14 protein-coding genes are annotated in these 15,799 nt (G+C 69.7%); 11 read left to right on the forward strand and 3 right to left on the reverse strand.

Going from position 1 to position 15,799, the window contains the following annotated elements:
• Nucleotide 1: 1 nt before the first annotated feature.
• Nucleotides 2-997 carry a biotin synthase BioB gene (gene bioB, locus AC1DVU_RS03090; RefSeq protein ID WP_476920957.1) on the reverse strand — a complete coding sequence of 332 codons (996 nt, stop codon included), beginning with the start codon at nt 995-997 and terminating at the stop codon, nt 2-4.
• A gap of 66 nt (nt 998-1,063) precedes the next feature.
• Between bioB and AC1DVU_RS03095 the strand changes: the two genes are divergently transcribed.
• From AC1DVU_RS03095 to bioD, 3 genes are read left to right on the forward strand one after another with little or no spacing between them, the layout of a single operon-like run.
• Nucleotides 1,064-2,338: an adenosylmethionine--8-amino-7-oxononanoate transaminase gene (locus AC1DVU_RS03095; RefSeq protein ID WP_476920958.1), complete on the forward strand. Its 1,275-nt coding sequence runs from the start codon at nt 1,064-1,066 to the stop codon at nt 2,336-2,338.
• Nucleotides 2,335-3,450: an 8-amino-7-oxononanoate synthase gene (locus AC1DVU_RS03100; RefSeq protein WP_476920959.1), complete on the forward strand. Its 1,116-nt coding sequence runs from the start codon at nt 2,335-2,337 to the stop codon at nt 3,448-3,450. The genes AC1DVU_RS03095 and AC1DVU_RS03100 overlap by 4 nt, the downstream gene beginning before the upstream one ends.
• On the forward strand, nt 3,447-4,118 hold the full coding sequence (gene bioD / locus AC1DVU_RS03105) for a dethiobiotin synthase (RefSeq protein ID WP_476920960.1): 672 nt from the start codon (nt 3,447-3,449) through the stop codon (nt 4,116-4,118). The genes AC1DVU_RS03100 and bioD overlap by 4 nt, the downstream gene beginning before the upstream one ends.
• A gap of 2 nt (nt 4,119-4,120) precedes the next feature.
• On the opposite strand, the gene AC1DVU_RS03110 is transcribed toward bioD, so the two are convergent.
• Both AC1DVU_RS03110 and AC1DVU_RS03115 read right to left on the reverse strand, forming a co-directional pair.
• Nucleotides 4,121-4,777 (reverse strand): response regulator, encoded by a 657-nt coding sequence (locus tag AC1DVU_RS03110; protein WP_476920961.1) that lies wholly within the window; start codon nt 4,775-4,777, stop codon nt 4,121-4,123.
• Nucleotides 4,765-6,768 carry a sensor histidine kinase gene (locus AC1DVU_RS03115; protein WP_476920962.1) on the reverse strand — a complete coding sequence of 668 codons (2,004 nt, stop codon included), beginning with the start codon at nt 6,766-6,768 and terminating at the stop codon, nt 4,765-4,767. The genes AC1DVU_RS03110 and AC1DVU_RS03115 overlap by 13 nt, the downstream gene beginning before the upstream one ends.
• Before the next feature lie 147 nt (nt 6,769-6,915).
• Here AC1DVU_RS03115 and AC1DVU_RS03120 point away from each other — a divergent pair, with 147 nt between their 5' ends.
• The 8 genes from AC1DVU_RS03120 (at nt 6,916) to acs (ending at nt 15,759) form a co-directional block, all read left to right on the forward strand.
• Entirely contained in the window at nt 6,916-7,560 is a 645-nt protein-coding gene (locus AC1DVU_RS03120; protein ID WP_476920963.1) for a hypothetical protein, read from the forward strand.
• 67 nt (nt 7,561-7,627) lie between these two features.
• Nucleotides 7,628-8,752 carry a sensor histidine kinase gene (locus AC1DVU_RS03125; protein WP_476920964.1) on the forward strand — a complete coding sequence of 375 codons (1,125 nt, stop codon included), beginning with the start codon at nt 7,628-7,630 and terminating at the stop codon, nt 8,750-8,752.
• Nucleotides 8,753-8,799: 47 nt separating this feature from the next.
• The gene (locus AC1DVU_RS03130) at nt 8,800-9,534 is read left to right on the forward strand and encodes a LytR/AlgR family response regulator transcription factor (RefSeq protein ID WP_476920965.1); all 735 of its coding nucleotides are present in this window, start codon (nt 8,800-8,802) and stop codon (nt 9,532-9,534) included.
• Nucleotides 9,531-9,920: a hypothetical protein gene (locus AC1DVU_RS03135; protein WP_476920966.1), complete on the forward strand. Its 390-nt coding sequence runs from the start codon at nt 9,531-9,533 to the stop codon at nt 9,918-9,920. Before AC1DVU_RS03130 ends, AC1DVU_RS03135 begins: the two co-directional genes overlap by 4 nt.
• Nucleotides 9,917-11,398 carry a sodium/solute symporter gene (locus tag AC1DVU_RS03140; RefSeq protein ID WP_476920967.1) on the forward strand — a complete coding sequence of 494 codons (1,482 nt, stop codon included), beginning with the start codon at nt 9,917-9,919 and terminating at the stop codon, nt 11,396-11,398. Before AC1DVU_RS03135 ends, AC1DVU_RS03140 begins: the two co-directional genes overlap by 4 nt.
• A gap of 182 nt (nt 11,399-11,580) precedes the next feature.
• Nucleotides 11,581-11,919 carry a DUF485 domain-containing protein gene (locus AC1DVU_RS03145; protein WP_476920968.1) on the forward strand — a complete coding sequence of 113 codons (339 nt, stop codon included), beginning with the start codon at nt 11,581-11,583 and terminating at the stop codon, nt 11,917-11,919.
• Complete coding sequence (locus tag AC1DVU_RS03150; RefSeq protein WP_476920969.1) at nt 11,916-13,574, forward strand: solute symporter family protein; 1,659 nt, start codon at nt 11,916-11,918, stop codon at nt 13,572-13,574. The genes AC1DVU_RS03145 and AC1DVU_RS03150 overlap by 4 nt, the downstream gene beginning before the upstream one ends.
• 226 nt (nt 13,575-13,800) lie before the next feature.
• Entirely contained in the window at nt 13,801-15,759 is a 1,959-nt protein-coding gene (acs, locus tag AC1DVU_RS03155; protein WP_476920970.1) for an acetate--CoA ligase, read from the forward strand.
• The last annotated feature ends 40 nt before the right edge of the window (nt 15,760-15,799 follow it).

Raw genomic sequence — 15,799 nt, forward strand, 5'->3', positions numbered from 1 at the left:
GTCAGAGCGTCTTCTGGAGTTCCTTGATCGGCATGCCGAGCTCGGCCAGCAGGTCGATGTCCTCGTTGGCGTCGCGGCCCAGCGTCGTCAGGTAGTTGCCGACGATGACGGCATTGACGCCGCCGAGCAGGCCCTCGCGGGTGCCGAGGTCACCGAGGGTCAGCTCGCGCCCACCGGCGTACCGCAGGATCGTGTGCGGCATCGCGAGCCGGAACGCGGCGATCGTACGCAGGGCGTCCTGCGAGCTCATGAGCTCCTGGTCGCCGAACGGCGTGCCGGGACGCGGGTTGAGGAAGTTGAGCGGCACCTCGTGCGGCCGCAGCTCTGCCAGCTGGACCGCAAGCTCCGCGCGCTGCTCGAGCGTCTCCCCCATCCCGACGAGACCGCCGCAGCACAGCTCCATGCCGGCCTCGCGGACCATGAGGCAGGTGTCCCAGCGCTCTTCGTACGAGTGCGTCGAGACGACCTGCGGGAAGTACGACTTCGCGGCCTCGAGGTTGTGGTTGTAGCGGTGGACGCCCATCTCGACGAACTCGTCGACCTGCGCCTGGGTCAGCATGCCGAGCGAGCAGGCGATGTTGATGTCGACCTCGGCCTGGATCGCCTTGATGCCCTCGCGGACCTGGTCCATGAGGCGCTGGTCCGGGCCGCGGACGGCGGCGACGATGCAGAACTCGGACGCGCCGGTCTTGGCAGTCTCCTTGGCGGCCTCGACGAGCTCGGGGATGTTGAGCCAGACCGCGCGAACGGGCGACTGGAACTGGCCCGACTGGCTGCAGAAGTGGCAGTCCTCGGGACAACCGCCGGTCTTGAGCGACACGATCCCCTCGACCTCGACCTCGGGGCCGCACCACGTCATGCGCACCTCGTGCGCCAGCTCGAGCAGCTCCGGGATGCGCTCGTCCGGAAGGCGCAACACCTCGACGAGCAGCTCCTCGGAGAGGCCGAGACCCTGCTCGAGGACGTGGGCGCGGGCAACCTGCAGTACGTCATCCATGGAGAGGAATGTATCCTGAACACCGTTCAGGTCAAACCCCGGCCACTGGGATCCTGATCACTCGCCATGGATGACCTCATCGATTTCGACCGCGCCCACGTCTGGCACCCGTATGCCCCGATGGACTCCCCCGCGACGCCCTTGCTGGTCACCTCGGCCCAGGGCAACCGGCTGACCCTCGCCGACGGGCGCCAGCCGATCGACGCGATGTCGTCGTGGTGGGCCGCGATCCACGGCTACCGCCACCCGCGCCTCGACGCCGCCCTGCACCGCCAGGCCGACACGATGTCCCACGTCATGTTCGGCGGCCTGACCCACGAGCCGGCGATCGAGCTCGCCCGGCGGCTGCTCGACCTGGCTCCGACCGGGCTCGACAAGGTCTTCTTCGCGGACTCCGGCTCGGTCTCGGTCGAGGTCGCCATCAAGATGGCGCTGCAGCTCCAGCGCGGCACCGGCCACCCCCGTCGTACGCAGCTCCTCACGCTTCGCGGCGGCTATCACGGCGACACGTTCGGCGCGATGAGCGTGTGCGACCCCGTCGGCGGGATGCACCAGATGTTCACCGACGTGCTCGCCGAGCAGGTCTTCCTGCCCCGGCCACCGGCTGGTCTCGCCGCCGATGCCGACGCGTGGATCGCCGAGGCCCAAGGCGTCGTCGACGCACTCGACGACACGATCGCGGCCGTCATCGTCGAGCCGATCCTGCAGGGTGCCGGCGGCATGCGGGTCTACCCGCCCGAGGTCCTGCGCTGGCTGCGCGAGCTCTGCGACGCGCACGGCTGGCTCCTGATCCTCGACGAGATCGCGACCGGCTTCGCGCGAACCGGCGAGATGTTCGGAGCCGATCATGCCGGTATCACCCCCGACATCATGTGCGTCGGCAAGGCGCTCACGGGCGGCTACCTCACGCTCGCCGCCGTCCTGTGCACCCCGGACGTCGCCGCCGGCATCGACGCCTCGGAGTCCGGCGCGCTGATGCACGGGCCGACCTACATGGCCAACCCGCTCGCGTGTGCGGTCGCCGCCGCGTCCCTCGACGTGCTGACCGAGTCCGAGTGGCGACGCGACATCGCCCGCATCAATGCCGCCCTCGAGGCCGGGCTCGCACCGGCGCGCGAGGTCGACGGTGTTGCCGACGTACGCACGCTCGGCGCCGTCGGCGTGATCCAGCTCGACCACCCGGTCGACGTCGCTGCTGTCAGCGCCGTGGCGCTCGACCACGGCGTCTGGATCCGCCCCTTCCGCGACCTGATCTACACGATGCCGCCCTACATCAGCACCGACGAGGACCTCTCCGTCATCACTGGCGCGCTGGTGGCCGCCGCCGGGAGCTCCCGATGACGTTGCACACGTGGCTCGACGAGCAGGCCCGACAGCGAGAGCGCGACGGACTGGTCCGCTCGCTGACGACCCGCTCGGGCGAACACGACCTGATCGACCTCGCCGGCAACGACTACCTCGGGCTGTGTCGCGACGAACGAGTCACCGCCGCAGCCGCCGAAGCCGCCCAGCGATGGGGCGCGGGCGCCAGCGCATCGCGCCTGGTCACGGGCACCCTGCCGGTGCACACGGTGCTCGAGTCGACGCTCGCCGATCGGCTCGGCCACCAAGCTGCCCTGGTGCACTCCACCGGCTATCACGCGAACCTCTCCGCGGTGACCGCCCTTTCCGACCGCGACACACTCCTCGTCTCGGACGCCCACGTGCACGCCTCGCTCGTCGACGCCTGCCGGCTGTCCCGCGGGACACTCGCGATCGTCGACCACAACGACCTGGCCCAGGTCGAGGCCCGGCTCGCGGAGCGTACGCAGGCCCGGGCGCTGGTCCTCGTCGAGTCGATCTACTCGGTGCTCGGCGACGCCGCACCGCTGGTCGAGCTCGTCGAGCTGTGCGAACGGCATGACGCGACGCTCGTCGTCGACGAGGCTCACGGCATCGGCGTGGCCGGCGACGGTGGCGGTCTCGTGCACGAGCTGGGGCTGGCGGGCCGGCCCTCGGTCATCGTCACCATGACGCTCTCCAAGGCGCTCGGCAGTCAGGGCGGCGCGGTCCTCGGCAGCCAGGCCGTCGTCGACCACCTCGTCAACCGCTCACGACCCTTCATCTACGACACGGGTCTCGCACCCGCCGCCGCAGCAGCCGCGTCCGAAGCCCTGCGGATCATGGATGCCGAGCCCGAGCGCGTCGCTCGTCTCCACCACGTCGCTGCCTCACTCGCCGACGCAGCGGGTGTCCCCCGCGTGGCCGGAGCGGTCCTCTCCGTGCAGATGCCCGGCCCGACCGAAGCGCTCGCGGCGCAGGCCGACTGCGCACGTGACGGCGTACGCGTCGGCTGCTTCCGTCCGCCATCGACGCCCGACGGGATCAGCCGGCTCCGGCTGACCGCATCGGCCGGCATCGCGGATGACGACCTCGCGCTCTCCTGCAAGCTCATCGGCACCGTGGTCCCATGACCCGCTACGTCGCCGTCACCGGCACCGACACCGAGGTCGGCAAGACCATCACGACAGCCGCGCTCGCGGTCGCCCTGCAGGACGCCGGGCACCAGGTCGCCGTGGTCAAACCGGTCCAGACCGGCGTCGTCGAAGGCGAGCCCGGTGACGTCGCCGATGTCGTACGCCTCACCGGCCTGGCGGCAGTCGCGGAGATCACGCGGCTGCTCAACCCGCTGGCCCCGGAGAGCGCCGCCCGGCTCGAAGGTGTGTGGCTGCCGACCGTTCACGACGTGGCCGTCCGGATCCGCCGCGTCGAGGCCGACATCGTCCTGGTCGAGGGCGCCGGAGGGCTGCTCGTCCGCCTCGACGTCGAGGGCGGCACCATGATCGACCTCGCCCGTGCCCTCGAGGCCGAGGTCGTCGTGGTCACGCGCGAGGGCCTCGGGACGCTCAATCACACCGAGCTGACGGTCGATCGCCTGCGAGCCGAAGGGTTCACCCCCCGACTCGTGCTCGGCTCCTGCGCTGCGGACCCGGGCCTTGCCGAGCGCAGCAACCGCGTCGACCTGCCCCGACTGACCGGTCTGCCGATCGACGGGTTCATCCCCGCCGGCGCCGGCGCGCTCGACCGTGCGGAGTTCTGCAGGCAGGCGCCCGGCTGGTTCACCGCCCTGCCGACCGGCTGACCTCAGTCCGGTGCAGCACCCCGCAGCCAGGTCAGCACCGCGAGCACGCGGCGGTGGTCATCTCCGGCCGGTGGAAGGTCGAGCTTGGTGAGGATGCTGGCGATGTGGCTCTCGACGGTCTTCGCGTCGATGACCAGCTGATGGCTGATCCCCCGGTTGGAACGCCCTTCGGCCATCAGCGCGAGCACGTCGCGCTCGCGGATGCTGAGCCGGTCGAGCTGGGCCGAGACGTCGTTCTGGCCCAGCAGCGCCGCCACCACATCCGGGTCGAGCACCATCTCGCCTGCGGCCACGCGTTCGAGCGCGTCCAGCAGGACAGCGACCTCCACGACCCGGTCCTTCAGGAGGTAGCCGATGCGTCGCGGATGCGCGCGTACGAGGTCGGTGACGTAGCGCGTCTCCATCGACTGCGACAGCAACAGGATGCCGAGGTCGTCGTACGTCTCCCGGAGCTCCACGGCTGCACGGGCGCCCTCGTGCGTGTGCGTGGGCGGCATCCGGATGTCGACGATCGCAACGTCAGGTCGGTGCTCGTCCACCGCAGCGACAAGGGCCGCCGCGTCCGCGGCCCTCGCAACGACATCGACGCCCGCCTCGACGAGCAGCCGCGCCACGCCCTCGCGCAACAAGGCTGAGTCGTCGGCGATCACGACCCGCACGGGAGGTCCACCTCGATCGTCGTGCCTCTGCCGACCGGTGACCGAAGGCGCAACACGCCACCGGCGGTCGCCACGCGATCTCGCAGGCCCTGGAGCCCGTGGCCGTCTGGCTGGGCGCCGCCCTTGCCGTCGTCCACGACCGCGAGGTGGAGCACATCGTGATCGGCTCGCGCGCAGATGTGGATGTGCTCGGCACCGGCATGCTTCTGCACGTTCACCACGGCCTCCGACACGAGCAGCCAGGCGGTGAACTCGAGGCCCGCGCCGAGGCGCGGCACGCGTACGTCGAGGTCGATCGGGACCTGCGAGCGGTGTGACAGCTCCTCGAACGCGGCCTGGAGTCCACCGTCGGTCAACGTCGTGGGGTGCAGGCCATTCGCCAGGTCCCGCAGCTGACGGACCGCGGACCGCGCGGCATCGACGCCCTCGCTCAGTGCCCGGCCGGCGCGTTCGTCGTCGGTCGCGAGCTGCGCGGCTTGCAGGTCCAGCGCCAGTGCCAGCAGCGACTGCTGGGCGCCGTCGTGCAGGTCGCGCTCGATACGACGGCGCTCGTCCCGCTGCGCCGACGCCATGCGGCGGCGCGACTCGGTGACCTCGGTGACCTGCCGCGCCAGCGCAGCACGCAGGCGTACGTTGTCGAGCTCCGACGCGGCGAGACGCGCTGCAATCCGCACGGTCTGGGGCTCGACCCGCGCCGGGTCGAACCACACGCGCGCGATGACCCGCCCCTTGCGCACGACGTCGACGTGATCGCCCTCGGCGGCGATCCTGCGGCCGGCGGCGCCGAACCAGCCTCCGGTCAGCTCGTCGGCATACCCGATGCGCACCGAGTCGTCGTCGAGCGCGCGGCGGAACAGCTCCTCGAGGTCTGCACCCGCGTCGGGAGAGCTGACCGCCTCACGGATGACCGACTCGGCCCGGAACCGGCGGCGGTTGAACCGGTGGTCGACGGCATCCTGCAACCTCACCCGCAGCGGCTCAGCCAGCACGGCAGCGGTCACGGCGCCGAGTGTCGCCGCCACGCCCGATGACGGAGCAAGCGCACCGCTGGCCCTGGTGGCCAGCAGCACGATCGTGGCGAATACCGCGACGAGGACGAGCGACAACAGGCTGTACGACAGTGCCCGGCCCACGACCCGTTCGACGCTGTAGAGCTGGAAGCGCAGCACCGACAGGCCGGCTGCGATGGGCACCAGGACGACGAAGCCGGCCGTCGCCCAGATCGTGGCCGAATCGTTGCCCGAGGAGGCGGCCACGAACGCTGCCACGACGAATACCGGCATCGGCACGACCACCAGCGCCAGCCAGAGCAACCGGCGACGATCGTCTCCTGTCGCCCTCCGGAACCGGAGGATGACGGACGCGGCGCCCGCGACGAGCGCCAGCCCGACCATCAGCAAGGCGAGATATCCGATCGGGTCCGTCACCCGCGCGAGGTCGGGGACTGCCCACGGGTTGGTCACTGCGTCGTACGGCGGGGACAACGTCCGCGGTGACACGAATGCCGCGGCAAACGCAATCGCGCCGGCGACGACCGTGACGCGTGGCAGACGGGACCACCGCCCCGGCAGCGGATGACCGTCCGGAGTGAGCTGGAGGACCAGTGCCACCAGCACCAGCCACGGCACGAAGCTGATGTCCCCGAGCACCGCCATGAGACGCGGCAACGCGTCGCGTCGGTCGTCCGCGAGGAGGGCGTACGTCGTGTACTCGTCGACGACTCCGGAGAGGACCATCACGACGGAGAGGCTCAGGAAGAGCCAGCCGACCGGATGCCGGGGCTGCGCGATGGCCACGGTCCCACCGGTGACGGCGGCGCTCACGATCGCGGCGAGGAAGACCCAGGTCTCGCCATGGAAGCCGACAAGGTCGCCGAGGCCGCGGTCGCGCAACCGCTCGTCGGCCACGAACAACCCGGTCAGGAGCGTCAGGTTCGTGACGCAGACCAGCGCCACGAGCAGGGCAGCTTGCGACGTGCGTCGCCGGGTCATCTCTCCATGCTGACACCAGTGGAGCGGTTCCACGTCAGGGTTTGCCCCGAAAGGCAAACCCCCGCCTGCACGGATGACCACAGGCGTGCAGGCGGGGACCGTGGAGACAGCCGCACGATCCGCGGCCTCCGAGAAAGGGACGTCACCATGACCACTTCACACAGCACCCGTACGCCAGCCACCGAGGGCGCGGCGCCGGACCGGCGTACGACCATCGCGCTGGCCGTGGTCTTCAGCCTGATGATGGTCGGGCTCATCCTCACCGGAGGCGAGGAGATCGCATCCGACTCCTCCGGCCAGAAGGTCATCAAGGACTTCACGGACAGCTCAGCGACCGTGCAGATCGGCGGCTTCGGCCTCGTCATCACGGCCGTCCTGATCGTGTTCTGGGGCGTCGCGATCCGCGCCCGATTGACGGCGGTTCGCCGCTCATGGACGGCCGACGCCGTCATCGGCGGCGCCGTCGCGGTGGGGCTCACCCTTGCCGGCTGGGCCGTCACGCTGTTCGCCCTGAAGGACGCCGTCGACTCCGACGTGCCGGAGGTCGCCCAGGCGGTCAACATCATGAACAACGCGAACTTCCCACCGGTGATGCTCGGGCTGTCGTGCATGATGATCGGTGTGGGCCTGACGGCGTGGCGCGAAGGCTCATTGCCCCGCTGGCTCGCCGGGGTGTCGATCGTCCTCGGCGCCATCGCCCCGCTGGGTCCCGCCGGCTTCGCACCGTTCGTGCTGTTCCCGATCTGGGCGATCGCTATCTCCGCGATCGTGAGGACCCCGCAGGACTCCTGACCTGGTCCAGCCCCCGGCCCGCGTCCTCCCGGCGCGGGCCGGGTCTGCGTCGCGGTAGCGTCCCCGGGTGGACAACATCCGGACGGCAGCGCTGGTGATCGCCGCGCTGGTGGCGGCAGCTCTGTTCGTCCGGTGGCGGCTGTTGACCCGGCGCCGCGTGCTCGGCTCGCCGGCGGACCGGGCAACGTACGAGACGCTGCACACAGCATCGCTAGCCGCTCCGGCGCTGCGCCGCGGCCTCGATGCCGCGAGCGCGGCGCTCGCGCTGCCCCACGTGCGTACGCTCCTGGGCCGGCACACCGTGGCGATCACGGACCTGCACGGCCGCCTCGCCGGCGATGCGCCCGACGTCGCCAAGCTCACCGCGGACGCCTTGGCGAGCGGCACGACGCAGGCCTCCGACCGCGCGATCGTCGCCCCGCTGTCCGTCGAGGGCCGCGTGGTCGGCAGCATCGCCGTCGTCACGGAGGAGGCGTCGGCCGGCCTGGCGCGCGCGACCACGGAGGTCGCCCGGTGGATGTCGAGCCAGCTCGAGCTCGCCGAGCTGTCGGAGTCCCGCACCGCCCTGATGGAGGCCGAGCTGAGGGCGCTCCGGGCGCAGATCTCGCCACATTTCATCTACAACTCCCTCGGCGCGATCGCCTCGTTCGTGCGTACGGACCCGGAGCGGGCCCGCGAGCTGCTGCTGGAGTTCGCCGACTTCACTCGCTACTCGTTCCGCGAGCACGGCGAGTTCACGACGCTGGCCGAGGAACTGCGCTCGATCGAGCGCTACCTCGTGCTGGAGAAGGCGCGCTTCGGTGACCGGCTTCGCGTCGTCACCCGCGTCGCTCCGGAGGTGCTGAGCGTGACGCTGCCGTTCCTCGCGATCCAGCCACTCGTCGAGAACGCCGTGCGCCACGGGCTCGAGGCCAAGGACGGCGACGGGACCGTCACGGTCGTGGCGCTCGACGAGGGCGTCGAGTGCGTCATCACGATCGAGGACGACGGGATCGGCGTCGAGCCCGACATCGTCCGCGACGCGCTCTCCGGTCACACCACGAGCGCCTCCGTCGGGCTCGCGAACGTCGACGAGCGGCTTCGCACGGTCTATGGCGACGCCTACGGAATCGTCGTCGAGACCGCTCCCGGTCACGGCACCAAGGTCACGGTCAGGCTGCCGAAGTTCCACCCCGGCACCGAGTCGTCATGAGGTCGCCGGGTGTTGTGGTGCCGCCTCGGCATCGGCATGATCAGCCCATGACTGCAGCGTTGCGCGCCCTCGTGGTGGACGACGAGCAGCCCGTGCTGGACGAGCTCGTGTGGATGCTGGGCCGCGACGACCGCATCGCATCCGTACGAGCGGCCCGGTCCGGCGCGGAAGCCCTCCGCGTGCTCGACGAGGGTGACATCGACCTGGTGTTCCTCGACGTCGCGATGCCGGGGTTGAGCGGCCTGGAGATCGCCCGGCTGCTCGGCCGGTTCCGTACGCCACCGCGCATCGTGTTCGTCACGGCCCACGACGCGCACGCCGTCGAGGCGTTCGAGATGAACGCCGTCGACTACCTGCTCAAGCCGATACGTGAGGAGCGGCTCAGAGAGAGCGTGCGCCGGGCCTGCGCGGATGCCGACTCGACCCCGACGACGAGCGACGACCGGATCGCGGTCGAGCTCGGCGGGGTCACCAGGTTCGTGTCGCGCGCCTCCGTGTCATACGTCGAGGCCCAGGGCGACTACGTACGCCTCCATGTCGTCGATGGCGGCAGCCACCTGATCCGCACCCCGCTCACGACGCTCGCCGACGAGTGGCAGGAGGCCGGGTTCGCCCGGGTCCACCGCAGCCACGTGGTCAACCTTGCGCACCTGCGCGAGCTGCGGGTGCAGGCCGGCCGCTCGAGCGTGCTCGTCCCGGTCGGTGACGAGCTCGTCGAGATCCAGGTCGCCCGCCGTCACGCCCGGGCGCTGCGCGAGCTGATCCACGAGCGGGCGCTGTGACGGAGAAATACACCGGCCGGGTGCGGGTCACCAGCCCGCTGACCACCGCGCCGGCACACGTACGTCGCAGCGTCCGGCAGGAGATCGACGAGTCGACCGGCATCGGCGAGGTCTACATGCGCTCCCTGATCCGGGCGCAGCTCCGGGCCGCATTGACCGTCGCAGCGACCCTCGCGCTGTCGATCGGCGCACTGCCGCTGTTGTTCCTCGCGTTCGACAGCGTCACCGCGATGCACGTGCTGGGCATGCCCGTCCCGTGGCTGATCCTCGGGGTCCTGGTCTATCCCGGACTGTTCGCGCTGGGCTGGGTCTACATCCGCCAGGTCGAACGCGCCGAGCGTGACTTCACCGATCTCGTCGAGCCTCACCGCCCGGACCACGAATGAACGCGACGTATGGCGTCGTCGCGGTTGCTCTTGTGGCGATCGCGACGCTCGGCATCGGTGCCTTCGGCCTGCGCATGAGCCGCACGACGAGCGACTTCTACGTCGCCTCGCGCTCGGTCAGCCCGGTGTGGAACAGCTCGGCTATCGGCGGCGAATACCTGTCGGCCGCCTCCTTCCTCGGCGTCGCCGGGCTCGTCCTGGCGCACGGCGCCGACATGCTCTGGTATCCCATCGGCTGGACCACGGGCTACCTCCTGCTGCTGGTGTTCGTCGCGGCGCCGCTGCGACGCTCCGGGGCGTACACGATCCCGGACTTCGCCCAGGTGCGGCTGCAGTCGAGGGGCGTGCGCACGGTCGCCAGCGCCCTCGTCGTCGCCGTGGGCTGGCTCTACCTCATGCCGCAGTTCCAGGGTGCCGGGCTCACGCTGCGCACGGTCACGGGCGCCCCGAACTGGGTCGGCACCGTCGTCGTCGCGGTGATCGTGGTGGTCAACGTCGTGTCCGGAGGCATGCGCAGCATCACGTTCGTCCAGGCGTTCCAGTACTGGCTCAAGCTCACCGCGCTGCTGATCCCGGTGTTCTTCCTGCTGCAGGCGTGGACGGGAGATGGCCCCGTCGCACCCGAGGAGTGGTTCCAGCCGTTCAGCCAGGCTGACGGACCCGGGCTCTACCTGACGTACTCGGTGATGATCGCGACGTTCCTCGGCACGATGGGCCTGCCGCACGTCGTCGTGCGGTTCTACACCAATCCCGACGGTCACGCCGCCCGCCGGACGACGCTCATCGTGCTGGCCCTGCTCGGCACGTTCTACCTGTTGCCGACGATCTACGGCGTGCTGGGCCGGATTTATGCCCGCGACCTGCTCGACTCCGGTCGCGCGGACACCGTCGTGCTGGAGCTGCCATCACGCGTGATCGGCGGCAGCACAGGTGAGCTGCTGGCCGCGTTGCTCACGGCGGGCGCGTTCGCGGCGTTCCTCTCGACGTCGTCCGGCCTGACGATGTCGGTCGCCGGGGTGGTGGGCCAGGGGCTCGCGCGGGGCCGCATCTCGACCATCACAGCCCTGCGCATCGCGGCGGCGGCCTGTGTCGTGGTCCCGCTCGTCCTCGCGCTGTCGGCCGAGCGGATCGCGGTCGCGAGCTCCGTGACGTTCGCGTTCGCGCTGGCCGCCTCCACGTTCTGCCCGCTGCTGGTGCTTGGCATCTGGTGGCGCGGCCTGACGGCTCGCGGCGCCATCGTCGGGCTGGTCGGCGGCGGGTTGAGCGCCGGCGTCGCGGCGATCGTCACGATCGCCGCACGCCCCGACGGCTGGTTCGGGGTCGTCATGAGCCAGCCCGCCGCGTGGTCCGTGCCGATCGGGTTCGCCCTCATGATCGGCGTGTCCCTGGCCACCCGGTCCGACGTACCCGCCAACGTCTCGCGGACCATGGTGCGGTTGCACACCCCCGAGCGTCTCGACGTCGATCGCCGATTCTAGGCCGACCACTCATCCGCTCAACCCGACCGTTCGTCGTACGCGGGCGACCGCCGATCGCACGCTCGTCGGCCTCCAACGCACACTCCGTGAAGTGATCTGGTTCACACGAAACGGGGTACTTAGGTTCAGGAACGGCGACACGCACCCGTGCCGTCCTGCCTTCACGGAAGAGGTGATCCACGGTGGCCGAGAGAATTTCGCCCGAGGCCCACGCGGCCTATCAACGCATTCATGCGACGGACGAGTTCAAGGAGCTCAAGCGCACGTACTTTCGCTTCGTCGTGCCGCTGACCGTCGCCTTCATGGCCTGGTACCTGCTGTACGTGCTGATGTCGAACTACGCAGGTGGCTTCATGGACACGAAGGTCGTCGGCAACATCAACGTCGCCCTGATCTTCGGCCTGCTGCAGTTCGTGTCGACGTTCGCCATCGCCATCTGGTACGCCCGGTTCGCCGCGCGCCGCATGGACCCCATCGCGGATCAGCTTGGCGAAGAATTCGACAAGGAGGTCGCCCGATGAGCAACACCGCCACCATCCTGCGGGCCGCCACCGACGACGACCACCAGGCGCTCACTGGGTCGCTGTTCGTGGTGGTCGTCCTGATCACGGTCGCCATCACGTTCTGGGCCAGCCGGCACAACAAGACCGCCGCTGACTACTACGCCGGCGGTCGCGAGTTCACCGGCGTGCAGAACGGGTTCGCAGTCGCCGGCGACTACATGTCCGCTGCGTCGTTCCTCGGCATCTCCGGCGCGATCGCGCTGTCGGGCTACGACGGGTTCCTCTACTCGATCGGGTTCCTCGTCGCCTGGCTCGTCGCCCTGCTGCTGGTCGCGGAGCTGCTGCGCAACTCGGGCCGCTTCACGATGGCCGACCAGCTGGCGTTCCGTATGCGCCAGCGGCCGGTCCGGACAGCCGCGGCGACGTCGACGGTCGTCGTGTCGATCTTCTACCTGCTGGCGCAGATGGTCGGCGCCGGCGCGCTCGTGGCGCTGCTGCTGGGTGTCGAGAACGAGGGTCTGACCAAGAACCTCACGATCGTCGGCGTCGGCGCGCTCATGATCTTCTACGTCACGGTCGGCGGCATGAAGGGCACGACCTGGGTGCAGATCGTCAAGGCGGTCCTGCTGATGGGCGGCACGATCCTCATCACGATCCTGGTGCTGGCGAAGTTCGACTTCAACATCAGCGACATGCTCGGCACCGCCGCAGACAACAGCGGCAAGGGATCGGCGTTCCTCGAGCCCGGCCTCAAGTACGGCGTCTCGACGACCAGCAAGATCGACTTCATCTCGCTGGGCCTGGCCCTCGTGCTCGGCACCGCCGGACTGCCACACATCCTGATCCGCTTCTACACCGTTCCGACGGCCCGACAGGCCCGCAAGTCGGTTCTCTGGGCGATCGGCCTCATCGGGTCCTTCTACCTGATGACGCTTGTGCTCGGCTTCGGTGCGGCGGCTCTGGTCAAGGGTGACGAGAAGGAGCAGATCGCAGCCTCCGGCGGCAACCTCGCCTCGCCGTTGCTGGCTGAGTCGGTAGGCGGCGGTCCCGGGTCAACGGGAGGCGCGGTACTACTTGCGGTGATCTCGGCGGTCGCCTTCGCGACGATCCTCGCCGTGGTGGCCGGGCTGACGCTGACCTCGGCATCGTCCGTCGCGCATGATCTCTACGCCAACGTGTGGAAGCGCGGAGAGGTCACCGAGAAGGAAGAGGTCCACACCGCACGGATCGCAGCGTTCGTGATCGGCGGCGTGGCGATCCTGTTGGCCATACCGGCTCAGAAGCTCAACATCGCCTTCCTGGTGGCGTTGGCCTTCGCGGTCGCCGCGTCGGCCAACCTGCCGGCGCTGCTCTACAACCTGTTCTGGAAGCGGTTCAACACCAGCGGAGCGGTGTGGAGCATCTACGGCGGCCTGATCTCGTCGGTGGCCCTGGTGATCTTCTCGCCGGTCGTCTCCGGCAAGGGTCTCGACCCGGCGGGCAAGAACCTCTCGCTGTTGCCGACCGACATCGACATCAGCTGGTTCCCGCTCGAGAACCCGGGCATCGTGTCGATCCCGATCGGCTTCCTGTGCGGCTTCATCGGCACGATGTTGGCCAAGGATCGCGATGCGGAGGAGCACTACGTCGAGCTCGACGTCCGCGCCATGACCGGCGCCGGCGCCGTCCGTTAGGACGCGCGGCTGTGCTCGCCGAGTCCCCAGCGTGGGTCTCGGCGAGCACCGCTCGCAACCATGGGCCGAGCGAAGCGAGGCAGGCGCCCGGGCGGAGCCCGGCCCGCTGCGAGGCACGAGCAGCGGGAGCGGCGAAGCCGCGCGCCGCAACTCCTGCGCAACCCCCTGCGCGGCATCCTGTGGGCTGCGCCACAATCGAAGAAGAACCCCCGGACGAGGAGCAACCGTGACCGAGCAGAACATCAGCAACCTGTCCCACGAAGACCGCGTGTTCGAGCCGCCGGCGGATCTGGCGGCGAGCGCCAACGTCAAGGCCGAGGTCTATGAGCAGGCTGCGGCTGACCGGGTGAAGTTCTGGGGCGAGCAGGCTGACCGGCTCGACTGGGGCACGCCGTTCACCGAGGTGCTGGACTGGTCCAACGCGCCGTTCGCGAAGTGGTTCGTCGGCGGCACGCTCAACGCTTCGTACAACTGCGTCGACCGGCACGTCGAGGCCGGCAACGGTGACAAGGTCGCGTTGCACTTCGTCGGCGAGCCCGACGACGACACCCGCGACATCACGTACGCCGAGCTCAAGGACCTGGTGTCCCAGGCGGCCAACGCGCTGATCGACCTTGGCGTCCAGACCGGCGACCGGGTCGCGATCTACATGCCGATGATCCCCGAGGCCGTCGTCGCGATGCTGGCGTGCGCCCGCCTCGGTGCGCCGCACACCGTGGTGTTCGGCGGGTTCAGTGCCGACGCGTTGTCGTCGCGCATCCTCGACTGCGAGGCCAAGGTCGTCATCACTGCCGACGGCGGCTACCGCCGCGGTGCCGCGTCGGCCCTCAAGCCCGCCGTCGACGAAGCGCTGCAGAAGTGCCCCGACGTAACCGGTGTGCTGGTCGTACGCCGCACGGGCCAGGACGTCGAGTGGACCGAGGGCCGTGACGCGTGGTGGCACGACGTCGTCGATGGCGCGTCGAAGGACCACACGCCGGAGATGTTCGACGCCGAGCACCCGCTCTACGTCATGTACACCTCGGGCACGACCGGCAAGCCCAAGGGCATCCTGCACACCACCGGCGGCTACCTGGTGCAGTCGGCGTGGACGTTCTGGGCCGTGTTCGACTACAAGCCCGACGACGTCTACTGGTGCACCGCCGACGTGGGCTGGGTCACCGGGCACTCCTACATCGTCTACGGGCCGCTGGCCAACGGCGCGACCCAGGTGCTCTACGAAGGCACCCCCGACACCCCGCACAAGGGTCGCTGGTGGGAGATCATCGCCAAGCACAAGGTGACGCTGTTCTACACCGCACCGACAGCAATCCGTACGTTCATGAAGTGGGGCGAGCAGATCCCCGCCGAGCACGACTTGTCGTCGCTGCGCATCCTCGGCTCGGTCGGTGAGTCGATCAACCCCGAGGCGTACGTCTGGTACCGCGAGAACATCGGCGGCGACCGCACCCCCATCGTCGACACCTGGTGGCAGACCGAGACCGGCGCGCACATGATCAGCCCGTTGCCCGGTGTCACCAAGGGCAAGCCGGGTTCGGCGATGACCGCGATCCCCGGCATCGCCGCCGAGGTCGTCGACGACGCCGGCAAGCCGGTCGAGGACGGTGAGGGCGGCTACCTCGTCATCACCGAGCCGTGGCCGTCGATGCTGCGCACGATCTGGGGCGACGACGACCGCTACAAGGAGACCTACTGGTCGCGCTGGCCCGGGTTCTACTTCGCCGGTGACGGCGCCCGCAAGGACGAGGACGGCGCGATCTGGCTGCTCGGCCGCGTCGACGACGTCATGAACGTCTCGGGCCACCGACTCTCGACGACCGAGATCGAGTCCGCGCTCGTGTCGCACCCCAAGGTCGCCGAAGCCGCAGTCGTCGGCGCGACCGACGAGACCACCGGCCAGGCCGTCGTCGCGTTCGTGATCCTGCGCGAGTCCGCCGGCGACGGTGGCGAGGAGATCGTCCAGGAGCTGCGCAACCACGTCGGCAAGGAGATCGGCGCGATCGCCAAGCCGCGGCAGATCATGATCGTCCCCGAGCTGCCCAAGACCCGCTCCGGCAAGATCATGCGCCGGCTGCTGCGAGACGTCGCCGAGAACCGCGAGGTCGGCGACGCCACGACCCTGGCCGACAGCGGCATCATGGACAAGATCACCGCCGGCATGAAGACCGCCAAGGACGAGGACTGACGCTCGTACGATGTGGGTTTCGCCACACTGACAGGCTCAG

Source organism: Aeromicrobium sp. P2_G6 (assembly GCF_056403535.1).